Origin of the sequence: Microbulbifer aggregans (genome assembly GCF_001750105.1) — a bacterium.
GTDB lineage: Bacteria > Pseudomonadota > Gammaproteobacteria > Pseudomonadales > Cellvibrionaceae > Microbulbifer > Microbulbifer aggregans.
This window is the reverse complement of record NZ_CP014143.1, coordinates 582,611-605,401: the sequence shown is the minus strand read 5'-3', so window position 1 is coordinate 605,401 and position 22,791 is coordinate 582,611. Positions and strand designations below refer to the sequence as shown.

Annotated in this window: 23 protein-coding genes; 4 read left to right on the top strand and 19 right to left on the bottom strand. The window is 57.5% G+C overall.

All coding sequences use genetic code 11. The annotated features are described in order from the left end of the window. The first annotated feature begins 8 nt into the window (after positions 1-8). On the top strand, positions 9-1,145 hold the full coding sequence (locus AUP74_RS02615; RefSeq protein WP_069946193.1) for a DmpA family aminopeptidase: 1,137 nt from the start codon (positions 9-11) through the stop codon (positions 1,143-1,145). Positions 1,146-1,270: 125 nt separating this feature from the next. On the opposite strand, the gene AUP74_RS02610 is transcribed toward AUP74_RS02615, so the two are convergent. The 6 genes from AUP74_RS02610 to AUP74_RS02585 form a co-directional block, all read right to left on the bottom strand. Beyond that, complete coding sequence (locus tag AUP74_RS02610; RefSeq protein ID WP_069946192.1) at positions 1,271-2,758, bottom strand: serine/threonine-protein kinase; 1,488 nt, start codon at positions 2,756-2,758, stop codon at positions 1,271-1,273. A 216-nt stretch (positions 2,759-2,974) separates the two neighbouring features. After that, entirely contained in the window at positions 2,975-3,538 is a 564-nt protein-coding gene (locus AUP74_RS02605) for a phosphoribosyltransferase (RefSeq protein ID WP_069948665.1), read from the bottom strand. A 23-nt stretch (positions 3,539-3,561) separates the two neighbouring features. Next, a complete protein-coding gene (locus AUP74_RS02600) occupies positions 3,562-4,905 on the bottom strand; it encodes an NCS2 family permease (RefSeq protein ID WP_193427350.1) in 1,344 nt (447 codons plus the stop codon). 28 nt (positions 4,906-4,933) lie between these two features. Further along, entirely contained in the window at positions 4,934-5,719 is a 786-nt protein-coding gene (locus AUP74_RS02595; protein ID WP_226999872.1) for an outer membrane protein OmpK, read from the bottom strand. A gap of 477 nt (positions 5,720-6,196) precedes the next feature. Then, on the bottom strand, positions 6,197-6,406 hold the full coding sequence (locus AUP74_RS02590) for a cold-shock protein (RefSeq protein WP_069946191.1): 210 nt from the start codon (positions 6,404-6,406) through the stop codon (positions 6,197-6,199). Positions 6,407-6,717: 311 nt separating this feature from the next. Next, the gene (locus AUP74_RS02585) at positions 6,718-6,990 is read right to left on the bottom strand and encodes a DUF4242 domain-containing protein (RefSeq protein WP_069946190.1); all 273 of its coding nucleotides are present in this window, start codon (positions 6,988-6,990) and stop codon (positions 6,718-6,720) included. A 319-nt stretch (positions 6,991-7,309) separates the two neighbouring features. On the opposite strand from AUP74_RS02585, the gene AUP74_RS02580 reads away from it, so the two are divergent. After that, entirely contained in the window at positions 7,310-7,999 is a 690-nt protein-coding gene (locus AUP74_RS02580; protein WP_069946189.1) for a glutathione S-transferase, read from the top strand. Between the two features lie 17 nt (positions 8,000-8,016). Here the strand turns inward: AUP74_RS02580 and AUP74_RS02575 are convergent, their stop codons facing one another. Continuing rightward, positions 8,017-9,222, bottom strand: a complete 1,206-nt coding sequence (locus tag AUP74_RS02575; protein ID WP_069946188.1) for an APC family permease — start codon at positions 9,220-9,222, stop codon at positions 8,017-8,019. 148 nt (positions 9,223-9,370) lie between these two features. Between AUP74_RS02575 and AUP74_RS02570 the strand changes: the two genes are divergently transcribed. Further along, positions 9,371-9,787 (top strand): VOC family protein, encoded by a 417-nt coding sequence (locus AUP74_RS02570; RefSeq protein ID WP_069946187.1) that lies wholly within the window; start codon positions 9,371-9,373, stop codon positions 9,785-9,787. A gap of 38 nt (positions 9,788-9,825) precedes the next feature. Here AUP74_RS02570 and AUP74_RS02565 read toward each other — a convergent pair whose 3' ends face one another. Next, positions 9,826-10,296 (bottom strand): DUF6942 family protein, encoded by a 471-nt coding sequence (locus AUP74_RS02565; protein ID WP_069946186.1) that lies wholly within the window; start codon positions 10,294-10,296, stop codon positions 9,826-9,828. 54 nt (positions 10,297-10,350) lie between these two features. Continuing rightward, positions 10,351-10,812 carry a GFA family protein gene (locus AUP74_RS16960; RefSeq protein ID WP_145924292.1) on the bottom strand — a complete coding sequence of 154 codons (462 nt, stop codon included), beginning with the start codon at positions 10,810-10,812 and terminating at the stop codon, positions 10,351-10,353. Positions 10,813-11,040: 228 nt separating this feature from the next. Between AUP74_RS16960 and AUP74_RS02555 the strand changes: the two genes are divergently transcribed. Then, a complete protein-coding gene (locus AUP74_RS02555; RefSeq protein ID WP_069946184.1) occupies positions 11,041-12,867 on the top strand; it encodes an ABC transporter transmembrane domain-containing protein in 1,827 nt (608 codons plus the stop codon). A gap of 51 nt (positions 12,868-12,918) precedes the next feature. Here AUP74_RS02555 and AUP74_RS02550 read toward each other — a convergent pair whose 3' ends face one another. The 10 genes from AUP74_RS02550 to AUP74_RS02515 all read right to left on the bottom strand — a co-directional run bounded on the left by AUP74_RS02550 (position 12,919) and on the right by AUP74_RS02515 (position 22,791). Next, positions 12,919-13,317, bottom strand: a complete 399-nt coding sequence (locus AUP74_RS02550) for a nuclear transport factor 2 family protein (protein ID WP_083260778.1) — start codon at positions 13,315-13,317, stop codon at positions 12,919-12,921. Between the two features lie 263 nt (positions 13,318-13,580). Continuing rightward, positions 13,581-13,757 (bottom strand): hypothetical protein, encoded by a 177-nt coding sequence (locus tag AUP74_RS16955; protein ID WP_083260777.1) that lies wholly within the window; start codon positions 13,755-13,757, stop codon positions 13,581-13,583. Between the two features lie 94 nt (positions 13,758-13,851). Beyond that, complete coding sequence (locus tag AUP74_RS02545) at positions 13,852-14,595, bottom strand: polyamine aminopropyltransferase (RefSeq protein ID WP_069946183.1); 744 nt, start codon at positions 14,593-14,595, stop codon at positions 13,852-13,854. Positions 14,596-14,799: 204 nt separating this feature from the next. Then, positions 14,800-15,042: a VF530 family protein gene (locus AUP74_RS02540; RefSeq protein ID WP_069946182.1), complete on the bottom strand. Its 243-nt coding sequence runs from the start codon at positions 15,040-15,042 to the stop codon at positions 14,800-14,802. A 97-nt stretch (positions 15,043-15,139) separates the two neighbouring features. Continuing rightward, positions 15,140-16,675: a cryptochrome/photolyase family protein gene (locus tag AUP74_RS02535; RefSeq protein WP_069946181.1), complete on the bottom strand. Its 1,536-nt coding sequence runs from the start codon at positions 16,673-16,675 to the stop codon at positions 15,140-15,142. Between the two features lie 4 nt (positions 16,676-16,679). After that, positions 16,680-17,993 (bottom strand): DASH family cryptochrome, encoded by a 1,314-nt coding sequence (locus tag AUP74_RS02530; RefSeq protein WP_069946180.1) that lies wholly within the window; start codon positions 17,991-17,993, stop codon positions 16,680-16,682. Next, positions 17,990-18,169, bottom strand: a complete 180-nt coding sequence (locus AUP74_RS16950; RefSeq protein WP_083260776.1) for a DUF2256 domain-containing protein — start codon at positions 18,167-18,169, stop codon at positions 17,990-17,992. Before AUP74_RS16950 ends, AUP74_RS02530 begins: the two co-directional genes overlap by 4 nt. A gap of 27 nt (positions 18,170-18,196) precedes the next feature. Continuing rightward, positions 18,197-19,387 carry a CaiB/BaiF CoA transferase family protein gene (locus AUP74_RS02525; protein ID WP_069946179.1) on the bottom strand — a complete coding sequence of 397 codons (1,191 nt, stop codon included), beginning with the start codon at positions 19,385-19,387 and terminating at the stop codon, positions 18,197-18,199. 33 nt (positions 19,388-19,420) lie between these two features. Then, positions 19,421-20,569: an acyl-CoA dehydrogenase family protein gene (locus AUP74_RS02520; protein ID WP_069946178.1), complete on the bottom strand. Its 1,149-nt coding sequence runs from the start codon at positions 20,567-20,569 to the stop codon at positions 19,421-19,423. A gap of 59 nt (positions 20,570-20,628) precedes the next feature. Further along, a complete protein-coding gene (locus tag AUP74_RS02515; RefSeq protein WP_069946177.1) occupies positions 20,629-22,791 on the bottom strand; it encodes a 3-hydroxyacyl-CoA dehydrogenase NAD-binding domain-containing protein in 2,163 nt (720 codons plus the stop codon).

Genomic DNA, 22,791 nt, shown 5'->3' with positions numbered 1-22,791 from the left:
TGAGTTTTATGAATCAAGCAGTCAAGCCGAGAGCACGTGAGCTGGGATTGCCGCTGGAAGGCACTCCCGGGCGCTGGAATACGATTACCGATGTGCCCGGCGTGGAAGTGGGCTATCACACGTTGATCGACCAGTCGGGTCTTACCCAGAACCCTCCCACCCAGACCTACACCGGTGTCACTGCAATTCTGCCGCGTGGCCGCCAGCAGCAGCCGAACCCGATCTGGGCAGGGCAGTACGACCTGAATGGCAACGGTGAACTGACCGGTTCCCACTGGATCCAGGACGCAGGCTATTTCATCAGCCCGATCTGTATCACCAACACCCATTCCGTGGGGATGGCCCATCACGCGACCACCGCGTGGATGATCGACCAGTACCGCGAGTACTTCCGCGATTATCACTCCTGGGCGATGCCGGTCATTGCCGAGACCTACGATGGTGTACTGAACGATATCTGTGGCCAGCGGCTGAAAGAAGAGCATGTGCTGAGCGCCCTGCATAGCGCGAAGACTGGTCCGGTGGCCGAGGGCAATGTGGGCGGCGGTGCGGGTATGCAGACATACGAATTCAAGGGCGGCTCCGGCACAAGCTCGCGTATTGTGAACATCTGCGGCAAACAATATACGGTGGCGGCATTTGTGCAGTCGAACTTCGGTCTGCGCCCGGAGTTCAAGGTGTGCGGTGTGCCGATCGGCCAGCACATGACCGAGAATGCGTTGGTTACCGGTACCATTGGTCACGAGACCGGTTCCATTATTGCGATCATCGCCACCGATATTCCGATGCTGCCGATCCAGCTGCAGCGTCTGGCCAAGCGCGGTGCCATTGGCATCGGCCGCACCGGCAGTTACGGGGGTCACTTCTCCGGCGACATCATGCTGGCCTTCTCTACTGCCAACGATATTCACATGCCGGCACTGGGTGCAGAGCAACCGGCAAGCTTCAATCTGGAGATGGTCAACGACGCCCACTGTGATCTGATCCATGAGGCGGCGGTGCAGGCGGTGGAAGAGTCTGTGTTGAATGCGATGGTGGCGGCGGAGTCTGTTCCCACCATCAAACCGGCCGGACACGTACTGGAGGCGATCGATACTAAGATGCTGCAGGAGCTGATGCGGGAATACAACCGGTTGGAGCTATAATAAACGGCTTAGTTGCTAAACGCGCTTTTCAGAAAATAGGGGAAGGTTGTGCGATCTGCTCGCGCTTATATTCCCCTTCTTCTCCACCCTCCATTTCTACATCCACCTGATCCTCGAATGTCCGGCTATTCTGGTCGCCCATCGATCGTCTTGCGAATTTTTCCCAGCACATTGCGAAGCACTTTCTTGGTGGTCGGCGTTTTCTGGTCGATCTGTGCGCGCAGTGCCAGGAGTTCTTCATCCTCAGGACTGATTCGCAGGCCGCGAGTGACATTGTAATCTGCCCGCTTCAGGTCGCCTTCCAGCAGGCCGGCCCTGCCGCGGCGGGCAAATTCCGCAGCCAGTTGTTCCATTCCCGCAAGAGCCTGCGGGTTCTCACCGTCCAGTGCCAATGCCTTGCGGTAATAGTGCAGGGCATTGTTTCCCTTAGGGCGGTTCAGGCGGCCTTCCTCCATGGCTTCAGCGCCGCGAGTGACGTAGCTCTCAATCAGCTTCTGAGTGACGGTTTCGAGTCCATCAGTCGCTGAGCTGTTATCGGTATCCAGTAATAAGACCTGGCGATAGTAATAGCGGGCATTGTCGTGCTCGGGAAAAACATAGCGGCCTTCGTCCATGCTCAGTTCCGCCTGCTCGAGCAGCTGGCGGATTTGCCGATCTGTCTCGCTCTCGTAGGTCAGGGCCGAGAATAGCAGTATGGCGACAATGACGGCGACGGCAGGCAGGAGCAGTGGATAAGACTTGCCGGCAAGTTGGACTGTGCCAAGCCGGGTTGCAATCGGTGCAAGAGGTTTTTCTCTGGGGACTTTTGCTTCCGGCCTCAGCAGGGGCTCAATGGCCTCAGCCAGTTCCCGGCAGGATTGGAACCGATCGCCGGGTTGTTTCGCAAGCATACGGTCGAGCAATGCCGACAGATAGTTCAGCTCGGCCGGCAGCACTGGTACAGGTTGCTGGATATGGTTGATGGCGGTGGAGGTGTGGCTGTCGCCCTTGAACGGGTTATAGCCCAGCAATAGTTCCAGCAGAATAACGCCCAGGCTGTAGATATCGGTGGTGATATCGATGGGTTGTCCCTGAGCCTGTTCCGGGCTGCTGTAAGAAGGGCTGCCGAGGCTGAATCCGGCTTGTGTCAGATCCGAGTTGTTATCGACATCCTTGGCGATACCGAAGTCCGTCAGGACCGCAGCTCCATCGTTGCGAAACAAGATGTTGGCAGGCTTCACATCGCGGTGGATGATGCCTTTGTCATGCACCACAGCCAGCCCCTCGGCAATCTGCTGGATCAATCGCAGAATCGCGTCGGGTTCCTGAAAGCGATCCAGATTGTTGGTCAGGTCGCCACCATCAAGCAGTTCCATGGCAATGTAGTAATCGCCACTGGTCAGTGTCGAGATATCGTGAATGGTGATGATGTGCGGGTTCGCCAGGCTGGCGATAAAGTGCGCTTCTTTGATGAAGCGGGCATTGAGCGATTCATCGGAACTTTTGCGCAAAACCTTGATGGCTACTTTTCGGTTCAATGACTCCTGGGTGGCCAGGTAGACCGAGGCCATACCACCGTGACCTATCTGGCCGTGGATGGTGTAACCGGGGATACGGAGTTTGGAATGATCCATAAGCGCCTTGAGAGCCTGTCCCAGTTGGAGTTGCCCACCCGGTATTCAGTGACGGGTGACCACTCTCAATTCCTGAAAGTCGCAAGGATAGCGCTCAACTGAGGGGAGATAAACCTGATCAGTCAGGCTTGTTGGAAGGCGAAGCGCGTTGCGCTTGAAGACAGCCGGAGTGGGCCAGTGCGAGACGGCATTGCGCCGCCCCGCAGGAGCAACAGATCAGACCGCGGTAGCAATCCGGTCGATATAGGGCGCCAGCTCGGGCTTGTGGGTGAGGATTTCCTCACGGGACAGGCCATCGATCTCGTGCGGGAAGACCAGCCACTCGCTGGTCTTGTGCAGGAAGTAGTGCGGCTCGCGCTCGGTCTTGTTGTTCTCCGGCTTGTAGTAGGGCGTGGCCACGCGGATTTCCGGGGTGTTTTTCTTACACGCCTTGTGCAGGTCCCTGATGGTCTGGTCGATGCTGAGACCGGAATCGTGCACATCGTCGACGATCAGCAGGTTGTCGTGGGATTCCAGGCGCTTGATCAGGTAGGTAAGGCCGTGTACGCGCACGTGTTTGTCGCGCTGGCCGATGCCGCTGTAGGAAGAGGTGCGGATGGCGATATGGTCCGCATCCACGCCCATTACATGCAGCAGCTCCTGCACTGCGATACCCACCGGTGCACCGCCACGCCAGACGCCGACGATATAGTTGGGGCGAAAGCCGCTCTGGAAGACTTGCTCTGCCAGCGCATAGGAGTCCGCCAGGAGCTGCTGCGCGCTAATAAAGTACTTGTTCACGTTGGCACTCATCAGGGAAGTCCTCAGAAAAACATGAATTTGGCAATGAAGAGTGCAGCCAGCAGGTAAACGCTGATACTGACATCTTTGCTGCGCCCGCTCAGGGTCTTGATTACGGCATAGGCGATAAAGCCCAGCGCAATACCGTTGGCGATGGAAAAGGACAGCGGCATCATCACCGCAGCCACCACCGCAGGTGCCGCTTCGGTGATGTCGTCCCAGTCGATGGACGACAGGCCGGAGGTCATCAGTACCGCGACATAGAGCAGTGCACCGGCGGTCGCATAGGCGGGAACCATACCCACCAGCGGTGAGAAGAACAGGGCGAGCAGAAACAGGCCGGCACACACGACGGCGGTGAGGCCGGTGCGGCCACCGGCGGCAACACCCGCGGTGCTCTCTACATAAGTAGTGGTAGTGGAGGAGCCCAGCAGAGAACCCACCGCAGAGGCGGAGCTGTCGGCCATCAGCGCTTTGCCCATGCCCGGCAGCTGGCCTTTCTCATCCAGCAGTTTGGCGCGGTCGGCAGTACTCAGCAGGGTACCGGCCGTGTCAAACAGGTCCACGAACAGGAAGGCGAAGATCACGCTGATCATGCCCACTTCAAAGGCGCCGGCAATATCCAGCTGCAGGAAGGTCGGGGCCATGCTCGGCGGTGCAGACAGGATGCCCGCATATTCTACCTTGCCCATTGCCAGGGCAATCACGGTCACAACGAGAATCCCGATCATGACCGCACCCAGCATACGCCGGTAGGCCAGTGCTGAGATCACGAAGAAGCCCAGTGCAGCGAGGATGGCATCGCTGGAAGTGAGGTCACCCAGGGTCACCAGGGTGGCGGGGCTGGCGGTCACGATGCCGGCACTTTTCAGGGCGATAATGGCCAGGAACAGGCCCACACCCGCCGCCAGTGCCTGCCGCAGCGACATGGGAATACTGTCGATAATCCATTGGCGCACTTTGAAGATACTGAGTAGCAGGAACACCACGCCGGAAATAAACACCGCGCCCAGGGCTACCTGCCAGCTGTATCCCATCTCGCCCACGACCACAAAGCTGAAGAAGGCGTTCAGGCCCATACCCGGTGCCAGTGCGAAAGGATAGTTCGCATAGAGCCCCATGATCAGGCAGCCGATCGTCGCCGCCAGGCAGGTGGCGGTGAATACTGCACCCTTGTCCATCCCGGCCGCAGCCATGATGTTCGGGTTCACGAAGATGATATAGGCCATGGTCAGGAAGGTGGTCACACCGGCGATCACTTCCCGGCGAACGGTCGTTTCCCGTTCTGACAGCTTGAAAAGGCGCTCCAGCAGGGACGGCTGCGTAACGGAGGAGCTGGCTGCTGCCTGAGTGCGGATGTCAGTCATAGTCTTGCCCAGTTGCAGTAAGCGGAGATCAGAAGTGGTACTTGACCAGCAGGTTCACGTTGCGCTCATTGGAATCGATACCAAAGGTACCGTCCTTGATGCCGAATTTGTCGTTCCAGTGCACGTATTCAAGACCGGCATACAGCGCCTTCGGCTGGCCCCAGCGGGCACCGAGATCCCACTTCAGCTGGGAAGTGAAGTTCAGGCTCGGGTGTGCATCGGCTGAAGCACTGGCCCAGTCGAGGAAACCGTCGTAGAGGAAGCTCTCACCACCGAGGACGAAGGGCAGCCCCCAGGCCAGGGTTAGCTGTTCATTGTCGGCCTTGTCGTCGTTGTCACGATGGTAGACGTTGGCCTGGAAGAAGCTGAAGCCCGGAACCGCGAGGTCAAAACCGACGCCCGCCAGCTTGTTCATGAAATGGGGGCCGGTGGCTGTCAGGTTGTCCGGGTCGTCGAAGTTACCGATCTCGAGGGTTCCTGCAGCCAGCACGTCTTTGACCGGCCCAAAAGACAGGTCGCGACCGCTCAGTTTCCCAAAGCTCAGACGCGGGGAGACTTCTGTGTACAACTCGTCGGAACCTGCATCAGAGGTCAGGTAGTCGGCGAACATGAACAGGTCACCCCAGTTGTGGCCACTGACGTGCTCATAGGTCATCACGGTGCGGCTGGAATCATCGGTATCCAGGCTGTAATGGACCTTGTAGTCGTCCCCATGGAGCAGGCTCAGGCTGTTGTCATTCCACAGCATCTCAGCGCGGGCGGTCAGGGATGCCAGGCCAGCGGCCACAAAAAGCAGAGTCTTGGGCAGGTTCACGGGGTACCTCAGTGACAGCAAATGGGGTCGCAGGGCAGGCCCCGCGGGGGCTACAGGCTGGGTAAACCTGCGGCTGGTTAAAAAGTGAGCGCGGAATTTACCGGATTGGTGACTTTTTTTCCACTTTATTTCCACTGACTAGCGGCGATGAGCGCGGTCTGAACAGCGATGTGCCAACGAGGTTGGGAGCTTGGGAATTTTGTGCTTCAGAAGTCGAATAAACACCCTGCCTGCAGAACGTTAATCTACGGCATTCCCATTGCAGACCAGTTGAGAGGAGGTCAGTGGATGTGGGTAAAAAGGGGAGGGGATTTGCACTGGAGACCCGGGAATCAGCGGAGCTGAGCGGGCTGTGCGGGGGGCGACGTCTGGTGAGAAGTGGTCGGATACCACAAATGCGGTGGCGCCAGTTTTACGGCACTCAACAATAAAAAAAGGCAGGCCCTGTGGGCCTGCCTTTTTAAGAATCGTAGGGGCTTACACCACTACGATATTAGAAGCCTGAGGGCCCTTTTTACCTTGAGTCACAGTAAACTCAACGTTCTGGCCTTCGGCCAGAGTCTTAAAGCCAGAGCTTACAATTTCGCTGAAGTGTGCGAATACGTCCGGGCCGGACTGCTGCGCGATAAAACCGAAGCCTTTAGATTCGTCGAACCACTTTACGGTTCCTGTCACTGTATTAGACATGAATAAAATCCTGAAACTGAAATAAAAGTCTTATGCCTACGAGAGGCGGGGTGTTGCTTGGAAATTCAGACTGAAACTTAGAAACTGCAGGACGGGTCTTACAAGTAATCCGGCGTAATGTAGATCGTAAATAAAAGGCTTTCTTTCTAGCAGGTGCCCACTTTATAGGTAAAACAGCCGGTTGTCTATATATTGTGCACCCAGGTTGCCGAGACGTACTGGCGGTATGGAAAAGGCGGGACGGGTGCAGACTGGGGAGGGATGCCAGAGCCTGCCGAGAAACTGGTGGGCTCCAGCTCAGCACTGCGCTACTACTCTGCAGTCACCGGGTCGATTACGCTGGTTACCTCCGAGACCACATTCGCCGGGAAGCCGCCCAGTTCGGCATGCTTGAGGACGGCTTCCTTGTCGGGGGCAATGTAAAGGCAGTAAACCTTGTTCTCGGTAACGAAACTCTGTACCCATTGTACAGACGGTCCCAGCTCCTGCAGTACGCCGCAGGATTTCTGCGAGATACCCTTAAGGTCCTCCGCCGTCAGGTTACCTGCACCGGGAATTTCTCTTTCAATCACAAACTTGGGCATGCTCAATCTCCTTATTATTTGCGGGGCTGTGGTACTACAAAGCACGCTTGATGCCGAGCAAGCACTCCAAGCGCATACTGGTTAGCAAGGCACCAATATAGACATGCAGGCCAAGCCGGGCGAGTCAGTAAAGCGCCAAAGAGCGGCTTCATCAAAAAGTTGGCGTTTTATTCAGCCTGCCTGATTTAAAGAGAGAGTTTATTCCGGGAGCGCATCCTGACCACGGGGTTTGCTAAGCTTCGACTTCAGTCTGGTGTAAGGTGAAAGCGCCGGACTGGCCTTTCCCATACCGCCTATCGAGGGTGCCCGCGCGACGATCATGCTGGATTACAAATTGTACTACTGGGACTTACCTTTTCGTGGCAACTTTATCCAGTTGATGCTGGAAGAGGCGGGCGCACAGTACGAGCGACACGAGGCCACGGAAATCTACCCGGACCGCAGCCTCAAGCTTCACAACCCCAGTATGGCCCCGCCCTACCTCTATGAGTGCAAGAGCAAAACTTATTACGCCCAGATGCCCGCCTGCCTCATGCACCTTGGCCGAGAGTACGATTACCTGCCCAAGCGCGCTGAAACACATACGCTGGCTCTGAAAACGATCCTGGACTGCAACGACATACTGGTGGAAATCACCAACTGGAATGGCCAGGTGATGTGGCAGAAAAACGACTGGGAAAGCTTTCGCCACAGCCGCCTACCCCAGTGGATGCAGATCTTCGAGAAAACCGGCCTGGACCATGGCCTGAAGGGGGGAGAGGGATACCTACTTGGCAGCCAAATATCGGTAGCAGATATTGCCACCACTGCCCTGTTCGGCACACTGGTGTATTCATTTCCTGAGTTCGAAGATGACCTGCAGCAGACTGCGCCGCATATTGCCGAGCTTTGCCAGCGAATCGAGGCTCGTCCCGCAATTAAGAGCTTCCTGATCAAGCAACGCGAAGAGTACGGCAGGGGCTATTGCGGTGGGCAGATCGAACGTTCGCTGCGCAAGATGATCGGATAGCTGGTTCATACAGATCATCAGCCGGCCAGCGCGAACCCCATCAGTGCCAGACAGGTCAACAAGCCCGCCGCCGGTATCCAGGCCGGGTAACTGATCACATTGTGCGCGACAGCCTCCCGACGATGCTTGATGGTCAGCAGGGCCGCATTCACCAGGCAGAAAATCAGCAGCATGATAAAACTGGTAATTTTGGCCAGCGTGGTGAGCGGCAGCCATAAGGCAAAAACCAGGATCATGGCTCCGATCAGTAGTGTGGCGAGTACCGGTGTCTGGGTTCTGATGTTGACTCGCGCAAAGACTTGCGGCGCCATCTCCTTTATGGCCATGCCATACAGCAAGCGTGAGGCCATGATGATCTGCACCAGAGCTCCATTCACCACCGCAAACAGGCTGATCACGCCGATAAACACCGGAGACTGCCCGGCATTGACCACCATGCTGGCCAGTGGCGCTTCACTGTGTGCCAGTTCCTGTACAGGCAGTGTGCGCACCGCCAGTGCGGCCACACTCATGTAGAGAACGGTGGAGACGGTGATCGCAATGAGGATCGCTCGCGGTAGGGATTGGCGCGGATTCTTTACCTCCTCCGCGGTGTTGACCATGTCCTCAAAACCGATAAAGGCATAGAAAGCCAGAAAGCTGCCGACGACCAGCGACGGGAGGGCGTTCCATTCCGGCGGTGCAAAAATCTGCTCCCACTCATTGGCAGCGGGAGCCCCGCGACTGACCGCAATCACAAACAGCAAACCGCCGACTTCAATCAGCGTTACCAGTGTCACCGTCAGGGCGGACTCGTTGATGCCCCACAGGGCAATCACTGTCAGCAGCGCAACCAACAGTGTGATAGCGAGAAAATCCGGAATTTCGACAAACAGGCTTAGATAGCCGGTGAAGCCATTGGCAATGGTGGCTGCCGAAACAATGCCTGTAAGCGCTACCAGGATCCCGACCAGCTGTGCCGGCCAGCGAAGCCCCCATGCCTTCCAGATATAGGCCGCGGAGCCGGCGCTGATCGGGAATCGCGAGGATAGTTCTGCGTAGGAGAGGGCAGTCAATGCAGCAATCATGCCTGCCAGCAGGAAGGCATTGGGTAAGGCATGGCCCGCAACCGCTCCCACCTTGCCGATCAGTACGTAGATCCCGGCACCGATAATTGTGCCGATGCCATAGAAGCTGATAACGGCAAGCGAGAGCGATCGTTTCAGGCGAACTGGTTTTGGCACCCTATTCCTCGAAGAATAAGCGGTTGGGCGAGTGGCGATATTTTGCTACGTTCTCTACCGGAATCGCTCTATCTATTGTCAATGAATATAGCGTCAAGGCTTGTCGGGGTCAGAACGACTTCAAGAATAATAAATCAATGGAGCACCTATGAAATCCAAATGCCTGCACCTCGCGATACCCGCCGGGGATCTGGAAAAAGCCAAGACGTTCTATTGCGATATTCTGGGCTGTAAAACCGGCAACGGTGAGCCGGGGCGCTGGGTGGATATCGACTTCTGGGGCAATGAGCTGACCTTGCACCAGAGTGAAGAGCAGCTGCCAAATGTGCGCCACGAGGTGGATATGGGCGCGGTAGCAGTCCCTCATTTTGGGATTCACCTGCCGGATGAAGAGCTGCAGGCACTGAAGCAGCGCATTGAGGCTGCCGGCCTCGAGTATCTCGACAAACCCTATCGGCGTTTCGTGGGCGATGAATACGAACAGGAAACCTTTTTCATCAAAGACCCCAACGGCAACGTACTGGAGATGAAGTCGATGGTGAATCCGGAACTGATGTTCAGGTAGAGGGCGGCTGTAGAAGCAGATCGTATCGATGACGCTTTTCAGCGAGGATAAAATCCGTATTGGTCGAGTGCCGTGCGGATATGATTTACCACATCATTGCTCAGCTGACGGTAGTCCGGGTAAGGCGTCAGTAACAGTTTCTTGTCTGGATCGATGCAAACACTGGGGCAATCGACCAGCGGGTGGGCACCATCATCCAGGTTGCCAAAGCGCTGCAGGTTGTCCTTGCCGCCGATCCAGTGCCAGTCCGCGGTGTTGGTAAGTCCGGGGGCAAAGTAGAGTGCGGTCTGTTGGAAAAGGGATTCATCCCTGAATGTACGCCAGTCGTCGGCAACCGGGCTCGCGACCTTGGCCAGCAGGGTGACAATCTTGCGCCAGTGGTTGGAATTGGCCGCGATCAGTGCCTGGCTGCTGGGGGCCTCTACGAGATCTGCCAAGTTATTCGGGCGGTGAGGCAGGTACAGCACTAGCCGCGGGTTGGCGGCACCCAGAAAGTCAGTAGAAGTCATTTCTTTATTCACCGTTCACTTTAAACCTCACGAGTTTCGTCAGCGTCGGCTATATCAGCTCTCGCGTGCGGCGAAGTAAGCGCGCACGGGCCCGCGCACCAGTTCCTCGTCGGGCCCTTCCGGCAACTTGGTGGTACCTGGGTGCACGGGATGCCAGCTTTCGGCACGGGACATCCACAGTTCGTGGGTCGGGGAGAAGATGCTCTGGTCGTCGAGGCTGGCCACGGTCAGCAGCTCCACCATCGGCGCGCCCGGCCAGTATGCCGATATGGGTGACCCGCACGCCCTGCAGAACTGTCGTCGTAACGCACGGCCGCTGTTCGCTTCGACATCGTAATAATGCAAGTCGCCGGAGAGGTAGGTAAGCCTGTCCCGGGGCACGAAGACAAACGCCATAAATGCGCTGCCACTGCTGTGCTGGCAATCACGGCAGTGACAGATAAACTGGACCAGGGGGTTTTCCGAACACTGATACCGCACTTGACCGCAGGCGCAGCCGCCGAGCAATGGCTTCACTATCTACCTCCCCTCAGGAGTTTTCTGAATTCAGTCATGGAGTACCGGGGCTGTATGGCCTGATCGGCGTTTGACTCCGCCAGCGGTTAACATCACCTTGTACTGACCCATTGATCCCCTGCCAGCGGCCAAAGTCAATACCGGCGCTAATGGCTTGGGAGCTCGTGATTCCGCATAGTCCGTAGCAGGCGCCACGGACTTACCGCACGCACTAAATAGTAGGAAGGTATGTCAAACAGCGCAGACCCCACCATGGGTACGCCAATCGAACAGCCGACAGCCCAGGGCTCATCCTCGATGAGCTTTGCCGAGATGATGGCTCAGCTGTGGCAGTTTATTCGTCCTTACAAGATGGTGCTCTTCGCAGCAGGGGTGGCGCTGGTATTTACGGCGGGCATCACCCTGTCCATTGGTCAGGGCATCAGAATCCTGGTTGATCGCGGTTTCATGGCCGGTTCCAGCGCGGCGCTGGCTAATGCGGTACTGGTGCTGATGGCCCTCGCTCTGCTGATGGCGGTGGGCACCTACGCGCGTCATTTTCTGGTGTCCTGGTTGGGGGAGCGGGTGGTTGCGGATCTGCGTAAGGCGGTGTTCGACCATATCGTGACGCTACACCCCAGCTTTTTCGAGACCAACCGCAGTGGCGAGATCATGTCCCGACTCACCACTGATACCACCCTGTTGCAGCACATCATTGGTACCTCCTTTTCCATGGCGCTGCGCAGTGCGCTGATGTTTGTCGGTGCCCTGGTTCTGCTGCTGTTCACCAATCTCAAACTGAGCCTGATGGTGTTGGTGGGCGTGCCGCTGGTACTGCTCCCCATCGTGCTCTACGGCCGCCGGGTGCGGAAGCTGGCCAGGGCCAGCCAGGACTCGATTGCCGATGTGGGCAGCTACGCCGGTGAGATCATCCAGCATATCAAGACCGTACAGAGCTATACCCGCGAGAATCATGAGATGCGGGCCTTTGGTCGGGAAGTGGAAACCGCATTCCGGGTCGCTAAGCGGCGTATCCGCCAGCGCTCCCTGCTGATCACCTCCGTGATACTGCTGATGTTCGGCGCGGTCAGTGGCTTGCTGTGGGTGGGTGGTAACGACATGATTGCCGGACGCATGAGTGCCGGAGATCTGGCCGCGTTCGTCTTCTACGCCATGCTCATGGGTTCCGCGGTGGCCACCATTTCCGAAGTCTACAGTGAGCTGCAACGGGCGACCGGCGCCACCGAGCGGCTGGTGGACCTGCTCAATGTGGAGGCGGATATTCCCGTGAGTGCGGGGGAACCTGTATCCGAAAACATGCTCCGCAATGCCAAAGCCGAAGTCACCTTTGAGGCCGTAGAGTTCAGCTATCCCTCGCGACCAGACCACGCCGCAATCAAGGGGCTTAGCCTGGTGGTGGAGGCGGGTAAGAGCCTGGCCCTGGTCGGGCCTTCAGGCGCGGGCAAGTCCACACTGCTGGAACTATTGCAGCGCTTTTACGATCCGCAGGGCGGGCGAATTACATTGGATGGGTTGGATATCCGCGAGATAGATACCGGCACACTGCGGCGGCAGCTGGCTGTCGTGCCACAGCAGCCGGCCCTGTTTACCGCGGATGTCTGGTACAACATTCGCTACGGCCGGCCCGATGCCACCGATGAGGAAGTGATTGCTGCAGCCAGGGCCGCGCATGCCCATGCGTTTATCCAGCAACTACCGGATGGCTACGATAGCCATTTGGGCGAGCAGGGTGCCCGCCTGTCCGGCGGACAGAAGCAGCGGCTGGCCATCGCGCGCGCGATCCTGAAAGACCCAAAAATTCTGCTGCTGGATGAAGCGACAAGTGCACTGGATGCCGAGAGCGAACACCACGTGCAGAAGGCACTGGAAACGCTCATGAAGGGGCGCACAACAATCATGATTGCCCATCGGCTGGCGACAGTTCTACATGCAGACAGTATTGCGGTGCTGGATCAGGGGCAGTTAGTTGCACAGGGCAGCCACCAAGAGCTGATCGAAATTTCGCCCCTGTACAAGCGTTTGGCTGAGCTGCAATTTCAGGAAGCTGCGGTTTAGGGGTTGCCTGTATCAGTAGGTGTGACTTTGGGCCCGGCTGCTGCCGGGCTTTTACTTGTGGAGATCAAATTCTGAACGGACCGGTGCGGTATCGTAGATAATCCTGATGCCGGTGAACTTGGTGCATTCCTCATTGAGGTCAAAAATATCCACGCACTCGATTGTCGAAGGTTGGCCTTCCTTCACAGTGCGGGTATACACCATATGGACCGCAGCCTGATATGGGTTGGATGCACCGACGAAAATCGTTTTCAGTGGCATGGAGCGATTACTGGTCACCTGCATGACGTAGCTATAGAAGTCCGGAACCGGCTGCTTGCCAGAAATCGGCGATGTGGCGGTGGCATCTTCAGTAAACAGCGACAGCAGGGTTGGGAGGTCGCCACTCTCCAGGGATGTCAGGTAGCACCGACACAGCGCTTCTATTTGTCGTTTTCGCTCTGCCTCCACCCGTCGCTCTCCTTTCCTGCCGCGTGGTTCGCTTCTAGACACTTCCGTTTTAGTTTGGCGAGTTCCGGGGGCAATCCGGGTTGTGGCAGGATATTGGGGCAAGGGGGCGGCTAGGGGGCATATGCAGAGAAATGGACGCTTTTTGCAGCGCCAGTGCGTGTAGAACGCAATTTGGTGCGCTTACTTGCCGATATGATTCACAGCGAACCAGCCTGCGGAGGCGGTAACGTCTCCGCAGGCAGGATGAGGAGATGGGAGCCTGGCTACTTCCCCTGCTCCTGTTGCTGAAGTTCGGTCATAAAGTCACACGTGATCAGGGTAATCCCGCGTTCTCTCGCGACCTCTTCGACCCGCCTCTTGATCTTCGAGCGTACAAACATTGGCGCCATCTTCAGGGCTTCTTCGGCGAAGATATCCCATTCCAGTTCATCGTTGCTCATGTCTCAGATCCCCAGATTGACGTTCGCAAAGCCACCATCGACTTCACTAAAGCTCCAGCCTAGGAGATTATTTGGGGGTGCAATATGCGAAAAGTCATTTTTTACGTTCGATCGTTGCGCCTTTTACGCACACATACACCGAGTTAGTCGATTCACCGTTCAGGAAGGGGTTATAAAAAGAAACCACATGGGATGCGACAGTCTCAAAGACCGTTCTCAGCAGAGCCTCAAACCTTTCCTCCGGTAAGTTTTGCGACCACATGGCAAATACACCCTGGGGCTTTAACTGCTCTGCCATGCGCGCCAGATTCTCGGTGGTATAAAAGCCCGCATTGGATTCGTTCAGGTACTCGGTGGGGGAGTGGTCGATATCCAGCAAAATGGCATCAAACTTCTTGCCAGCGCTATTCGGGTCAAAACCGGCTTCCGGGGCTGTAGCCAGATCGAAGAAACTGCCGTGCACGTAGCGATTACGCGGATCTGCGTTGAGGATCTTCCCCAGCGGTACCAGTTCATCTCTATGCCAACCAATGACCGTATCCAGGGCCTCTACCACCAGCAGCTCGGAAATGCGTTCGTCCTTCAATGCTGCCACGGCGGTATAGCCAAGACCCAGGCCGCCAACGACAACCTTCAGATTGTCGCCTTTGACTGCCGCCAAGCCTAGAGTCGATAGCGCTTCTTCAGCTTCGACGAACATGCTCGACATCAGAAACTCTTCACCCAGCTTGACCTCATAGATATCCCGGTCTCCAAGAGCGGGTATCCGTCGCCTGCGTAGAGAAATTTCACCCAGAGGTGAGGGCTGGCTGTCGATCTCTTCAAACAATAATGACACGGGATTTCGTCCTGAGGTAACTGAGAGGGTTAGGGCGTCTGGATAAGAGACTGAAGGGAAAATGTTCAATACACAAGCTTCAGATCACCGACCACTGCAGTGGTAATAAGAAGCACTACCTATAAAAATTGCTATTGATCGTACCTTACCCTGAGGGCAATACTTCCTGATCTATTCCATTCTTCGCTATGCAATGAAAAGGCGTCAGTGTTTTACCCAGGGGTTGTCCCGGCAAAAGGTAGCTAAATATAGCGCTTCTACTTTGCTGCGCGCCCAGGGCGTTCTGCGCAAAAACTTCAGGGTCGATTTCACGGAGGGATCATTCTTGAAACAGTTGATATCGATGCGCTCCGCCAGCCCGTCCCAGCCGTAGTGCTCCTGGAGCTCTTCGACGATAGTCGCAAGCTTGATGCCATGGAGGGGGTTGTTGGGCTGGGATTGCTGCATAAAAGTAAGTGCTATTGCCTGCCGATCAGGTGGGTTGCGGTTTTGCCTGTTGAGAGGCGAAGTATAGCTTTCCGGCCTCTAATGAAGAAATGGAGCTTCAGTAGTCTTGTGGGTTCCGGATAACCTTACGGGCCCTTTTGCGCAATTCGGCCAGATCGTCCTTATCCATCCTGCTCAGTGTGCTCAACATCATCCCCATCCGCTGGTTTCCCTCAAAATACTGCCGTTTCTCCGCGAGGAAGTTCCAGTACAGGCTGTTGAAAGGGCAGGCGTCTTCCCCGGTCTTCTCTTTGACGTTGTATCGGCAACCCTCACAGTAATTACTCATCTTGTGGATGTAACTGCCGCTGCTCACATAGGGCTTGGTGGCGACTAAACCACCGTCAGCGAACTGGCTCATCCCCCGGGTATTGGTGATCTCCACCCATTCGATCGCATCGATATAGATACCGAGATACCAGGCATCTACCTGATCCGGGTGTACGCCCAGTAGCAGGGCGAAATTACCGGTGATCATCAGGCGCTGGATATGGTGGGCATAGGCGTGATCCAGGCTGTTCTTGATGGCGTGGTGGAGGCAGTTCATCTTGGTTTCCGCCGTCCAGTAGAAGTCGGGCAGGTCCCGCTGGTTGTCCAGCCGGTTGCAGCGGGCGTAGGAGGGCATCTCTTTCCAGTAGATTCCGCGCATATACTCCCGCCAGCCGAGGATCTGCCGCACGAAGCCCTCTACTTCGTTGATGGATATCGTGGATTTTTTGTCTTCCCAGTAATCGATAACCGCCTCAATCACCTCCATGGGGTGTAGCAGTTTACTGTTCATGGCGAAGCTGAGGCGGCTGTGGAACAGGTAGGTTTCCTCCGGATCCATGGCATCCTGGTAGTCACCGAAGTGCACAAGCAAGTGTTCGCAGAAGTGGCGCAATACCTTGAGGCTGTCTGACCGGCTGGTGGGCCAGTTGAAGTTCTCCGGATCGATGTTGCCGAAGATCTCAACGCCGGCAGCCTTGATACGCTTGAGAGTCTTGCGCACATCCTTGCGGAAGCCCTTCTCATGGGGGATTTTCGGTTGCCCCTTCCACTTGTTGCGGTTGCTCTGGTCGAAGTTCCACTTACCTCCTTGAGGCTTACCGTTCTCCGTCATCAGCACGTTGTGCCTCTTGCGCATATGCCGGTAGAAGCTTTCCATCAACAGGGATTTCTTGCCCTCGAAGAATTCTGCCAGTTCGTCGCGGCTGGTGAGGAAGTGCTCGGTATCGAAGGCTTCGCACTCGATGCTGAGGTCATCCTTCAGTTGCTTGAGTTGTTGATCCAGGCGGTATTCGTCCGGGAGCTGGTACTCGAGCTTTTCGATGCCGCGCTCCTCGATCAGGGCGGCAATATTGGTGCCGAGCTTCTGGGTATTGTTCTTGCCGTCCAGCTTGTAGTGCACCACCTTCTTACCCTGCTCACGCAGCCACTCGGCAAAAGCCTCCATGGCCTCGAAAAAGGCCACTACCTTCTGTACATGATGTTTGACGTAGTCGGTTTCCTGACGCATCTCTGCGATAAAGTACAGGGTGTCGTCATCGTCGTTCTTGTACCAGCTGTGCTTGTGGTTGAGCTGGTCGCCGAGAATCAGTCGCAGGATCTTCAAGGAGCTATCCGTTGGGTTGTTTCAGCCAGAGATTGCGGAAGGCGTGGTTTGGGTCGTAGCGTTCTGCCTGACTGTCGATGTTGAAGCGCCGGTCGCGCGGGTCGTTGCCAACGCCGCTGTTGTACATCCAGTTGCCGTAGTTGCTGTGTACGTCGTAGTCGAGCAGCAGGCTCTCGAAGTAAGCCGCACCGATGCGCCAGTCCTGTTGCCGCTCGCGGGAAAAATAGCTGGCCACGTTCTGGCGGCCGCGGTTGCTCATCCAGCCGGTTTTGGCAATCTCCCGCATATTGGCATTGACGAAGTCATACTCGGTCTCGCCATCGATCCAGCGTTGCAACTCTTGCGGGTCACGGTGCCACTCATATTCCTTTTGCAGGATGCCACCGAGCTGAAAGATACGGTCGCCGTATTTGAGAGAGACATATTTGAAAAAGTCCCGCCACAGCAGCTCGAATACCAGCCAGTAGGTATCCTCATTGGCGACGACCTGCCGCTCAAACTCTTTCACCTGCCAGTACACCTGCCGCGCGGACAGGCTGCCGTTGGCAAGCCAGGGCGAGAGTTTGGAGCTGTAATCCGTGCCCACCAGTCCGTTGCGTGTGTGTTTGTAGCGCTTGAGGTTTTCGGTCAGCCAGAAGTAGTGATCGATACGCTCCTGCGCTGCCAGTTCTCCTCCCTTGAAGGGAAAAGCGGAGCGGGTATCCAGGGTGAAATGCTGCAGCCCCAGGTCTGTGAGCTCGGGAATGGGATCAGGCACTGGTGCTGTTTCGGCAGCAGCGAGATTTTCTGGGGCACGGGGTAGTGGTGGCGACAGCGGCTTGCGCACCATGAGTTCCTTTTCTACTCGCTTGCGAAATCCGGTAAATACACGCGGAATATCATCCGGATCGGCAAAAGGAAGATCGTCCGGGTGCAGGAGAAACTGATCCAGCGCCTGATAGAAATCGACGGCATTCATGCCCGCCGTGCCGCGAACACTGTCCAGCACCTGTTCTTCGTACCGCGTCCATTCGCGCTGCAGGTAGATGCTGTCGATCGCGAGTGCCGCCACCAGCTTGGGCAGTATTACTTCCGGTTTTTCCTGGTATACCAGCAGGGGGATGTTCAACTGGGCCAGCTGTTGCCGCAGTGTCTGAATGGTTTCGATCAGGAAGCGCGCACGGAATTTATCGGTGCGTACGAAGCCGTAGTGGTCTTTTTCATAGTGGCGGGGATCAAAGCAGTAGAGGGCAACCACCGGCCCCTGATTCTGGCAGGCCTGCACCAGGGAGTAGTTGTCGCTACTGCGCAGGTCGTTGCGGAACCAGACCAGGTTCATGAATCGTGCTCCCCGGTTTTCGTCGATTCCTGGCCGGGCTTTCTTCCCTGCCTTCGACAGCGCTCGCTGCAGTAGATCACCGACGCCCAGTCGCGCTCCCATTTCTTGCGCCAGCTGAATTCCCGCCCACAGACCGGACAGGTCTTGTGGGGGAGATGCGCTTTGCGGTGGGCCATGGGCTGGTGCCGGTTAGTGTTTCTGGTTCAGGCAATCACCTGGTCGGCCTGCAGTGTCTCGATTTCGCTCTCTTCCAGGCCCAGCTCAGTCAGCACATCACGGGAATGCTCGCCCAGCCCGGCTCCGGGCCGGTGATAGTCGGGTTTTTGCCCATCGAAGACGAATGGCGTGTTGATCTGCTCCACCGATTCGCCACCGGCGAGATCTGTCGAGCAGAGCATCTGCCGTTCTCGCAGCAGGGCGCTGTCTGCTGCCTCCCGGAAATCCAGTACCGGCTCCACGCAGGCATCCTCGTCTGCGAAGAGGCGCACCCAGGCCTCCAGCGGACGGTTGGCGATGACCGCGGCGATATCCCCTTTCAGGATACCTGGCGGCTCGTTACCCATCAGGCGCTCGGCCCATTGGGGCTTGCCGATGCCCTCGAAAAAGCGCATCGCGAATTGGGGCTCAAGGCTGCCTACAGCGAGGTAGCGGCCGTCACTGGTGCGGTAGTAATCATAGTAGCTGCCACCGTTCAGTAACTCGTGTTCGAGCCCCGGCAGGTCCCCCCCGGCCAGTGCATTGGCACCGCTGATGGCATTCAGGGCAAAAGCGCAGTCGGTCATGCTGATATCGATCCGGCTGCCCTGGCCGCTCCTTTGGCGCTGGTAGACAGCGGCGAGAATGGACATCACGGCGTGGTGCGAGCCACCGGCGATATCCGCCACCTGGGTGCCGGAGAGGCTCGGGCCGCTGTCGGCTCGACCGGAATAACTGGCGAGACCGGACAGGGCCAGATAGTTGATGTCGTGCCCGGCGCGCTGTCTCAGCGGTCCACTCTGACCGTAGCCGGTAATGGAGCAGTAGATCAGATCCGCGCGGGTTTCCTGCAATTTCTCGTAACCGAAACCCAGTTTCTCCATCACCCCGGGGCGGAACTGTTCGACGATGATGTCGTACTCCGCCAGCAGGCGGCGCACGATATCGCCGGCGCGATGATCTTTCAGGTTCAGGGCCAGGGAGCGTTTGTTGCGGTTGATGGTGGCGTGGGCGGCAGACAGCTGGTCGCTACCGACGTAGGGTGGCAGGGCGCGCAGCATGTCCGGGCGCTGCGGGGATTCAATCCGCAACACCTCGGCACCCATATCCGCCAGCAGCATGGTGGCGTAGGGGCCGGGGAGCAGGGTGGAGAAGTCTAGCACCTTGAGGCCCGCGAGCGGGCCGGATTCTGGCAGCATGGTTGTTTCCCACTACAGCGGCCGAAGGCGGTATCAGCCGTCCTTCAGCAATTCCCGCGAGATGATCAGTTTCATGATCTCATTGGTGCCGGCGTATATACGTTGCACCCGTGCGTCAGCCCAGGCGCGGGCAATGGGATATTCCCACATGTAGCCGTAACCGCCGTGCAGCTGTACGCATTCGTCCAGCAGTTTGCACTGGAAATCCGTGGATAGCAGTTTCGCCTTGGCGGCGGTGGATACGTCCAGCTGCTTGTCGTAGTGCAGCTCCAGGCAGCGGTCGACAAACACCCGCATGGCCGTACATTCACTGGCGAGTTCGGCCACCTTGAACTGGGTGTTCTGGAAGCTGGCAACCGGGCGACCGAAGGCCTTGCGTTCCTTCACGTAATCCACAGTCCAGCCCAGCGCCGCTTCCGCATTAGCCATTGCACTGATGGCGACGCTGAGGCGTTCCTGCGGCAGTTCCTGCATCAGGTAGATAAAGCCCTGCCCCTCGGCGCCAAGCAGGTTTTCCGCCGGAACGCGCACGTCATCGAAAAATAGCTCCGAGGTGTCCTGGGCTTTCATGCCCACCTTGTCCAGGTTGGTGCCCTTCTTGAATCCGGGGCTGTCGGCCTCGACGAGTAGCAGGCTGGTACCGGCAGCGCCGGCACCCGGATCGGTCTTTGCAACCACGATGACCAGGTCTGCGTGCTGGCCATTGGTGATAAAAGTCTTGGAGCCGTTCAGCACATAGTGGTCGCCATCGCGCACGGCGGTGGTGCGCACGCCCTGCAGGTCCGAACCGGCACCGGGTTCGGTCATGGCGATAGCGGTGACGACCTCGCCGCTGATACAGCGCCGCAGGTATCGATCCTTCTGTTCATCGGTGCCGTAATTGACGATATAAGGCACGGCGATATCGGAGTGCAGACCCCAGCCAATGCCGGTAAATCCGGTGCGACCGATTTCTTCATCAATGATGGCGTTATAGCCAAAGTCGAGCTCGAGGCCACCATAGGCTTCTGGCACCTGCGGGCACAGGAAACCCATTTCGCCGGCCTTGTTCCAAAGGGCGCGGTCTACCTGCCCTTCTTTCTCCCACTGAGCGTGATAGGGCGCTACTTCTTTTTCCAGAAATTTGCGCACGGTATCGCGGAACTGTTCGTGCTCTTCGGTGAAGACGGTTCTCGGGATCATCGCTGTTCTCCACTTTGAGGGGCCGTAAATGCGGCCCCTCTGGGTTATTTGCTTTCTGTTTATTTGTCAGTGAGTTGCTGTCCGGATTCCTCCAGCTGGCGCAGCAGGGCCGGTGGGTGGAAGCGCTCACCGTAGCGGCTGGTCAGCTCGCGGGCACGTGCGGCGAATTCTGCCGGCCCGTACTGGTTGACGTATTGCAGTGCGCCGCCAGTCCAGGGCGGGAAGCCGATACCGAAAATCGAACCGATATTGGCCTCGCGCACACTGCGCAGGACTTGCTCCTCGTAGCAGCGCAGGGTTTCCACTGCCATAGCGAACAGCAGTCGTTCGCGCACGTCATCGAACGGTGGCTGTTCCCCCTGCGGGAATTCTTTTGCCAGGCCCTGCCACAGGTGTTTAGGACCGCCTTCAGGATAGCTGTAGAAACCGCCACCGGCAGCCTTACCTGCGCGTCCCAGTTCCAGCATATGGTCGATGACCTTGTCTGCCGGGTGGGAGGGAGCGGCTTTGCCCTCCACCTCGAGATCCGCAATGGTCTGCTGGCGGATTTTGCTCATCAGGGTCAGAGAGACTTCATCGCTCACTGCCAGCGGCCCGACCGGGAAGCCGGCCTGGGCGGCGGCATTCTCGATGGTGGCCGGGTTTACCCCCTCGCCCAGCATGGCGATGCCCTCGTTGGTGAAGCAACCGAATACCCGTGAAGTGAAAAAGCCGCGGCTGTCGTTGACCACGATCGGCGTCTTGCCGATCTGCAGCACGAACGCGTAGGCGCGGCCGAGCGTTTCCTCGCTGGTCTGTTCACCGCAAATGATTTCCACCAGCGGCATCTTCTCGGCCGGAGAAAAGAAGTGCAGGCCGATAAACTGCGGCGGTCTCCTGGAAGCTTCCGCCAGACCGGTGATGGGCAGGGTAGAGGTGTTGGAGGCGAACAGCGCATCATCGGCGAGCACGGCCTCGGTTTCCTCCGTGACCCGGGCTTTGAGTTTGCGTTCCTCGAACACTGCCTCGATCACCAGCTCACAGCCCTCCAGTGCGGCCGCGCTATCGGTGGGCTGGATGCGGTCGAGAACGGCATCCATCTGCGACTGATCCATGCGGCCGCGGTCGAGCCTCTTCTGCAGGGACTTCTGCGTATAGGCCTTACCTTTCTCTGCGGCTGCCATGGAAACGTCCTTGAGCACCACCTCAACGCCCTTGCTGGCACAGGCGTAGGCGATACCGGCACCCATCATTCCCGCACCGAGGACACCGATTTTTTTCACCGGTGCTGCCTTCATGTTGCGCACGGACTCGGGCAGGGATGCACCGGCCTTGATGGCGTTGAGCCCGAACCAGAAGGTGCCAATCATATTCTTGGCCACCTGGCCGCAGGCGAGCTCGACGAAGTAGCGGGACTCGATGCGGGTGGCGGTCTCGAAGTCTACCTGCGCACCTTCCACCGCCACGCTGAGAATGGCCTCCGGCGCCGGGTAGCAGCCTTTGGTTTTCTGGATCAGCATGGCGGGTGCCGCCGCCAGCAGCTGGGCGTTTTTAGGGTTGCGTGGGTCGCCACCGGGCATGCGGTAGCCCGGCTGGTCCCAGGGCTGCAGGGTCGGCTCTTCGCTCTCGCTGTTGGCAATTACAAAGGCGCGGGCGTGGTCGATCAGCTCTTCGGGATTTGAGGCAAGCTGGTGAATCAGGCCCGCATCGAGCGCCTGCTGCGGGTTCACCTGTTTGCCTTCGAGGAGATAGGGCAGTGCATTCTGCAAACCGAGCAAGCGCGGCATGCGCACACACCCGCCACCACCCGGCAGCAGACCCAGCGTTACTTCCGGTAGACCGATCTTTACCTTGCGGTCGTCGAGGGCGATGCGGTGGTGACAGCTGAGTGCCAGCTCCCATCCACCGCCCAGCGCCGCTCCGTTGATGGCCGCCACCACAGGTTTGCCCTGGGTTTCCAGCCAGCGCAGGTCAGCCTTCAGTGCCTGGCATTCACGGAAGAATTCGTTTGCATCTTCGCGCTTTGCGGCGTAGAGGCCGTTCAGGTCACCGCCGGCAAAAAAAGTGGATTTGGCCGAGCGCAGTATGATGCCGCGATATTCCTCACCCTGAAGTTGCTTGACCACCTCGCGCAGGGAGTCGGTAAAGTCACCGTCCATCACATTGGCGGAGGCGTTCGGGTTGTCGAGAATCAGGTGGACAATGTTGTCACTGCCTTTTTCGATACGAATAGATTTCATCAT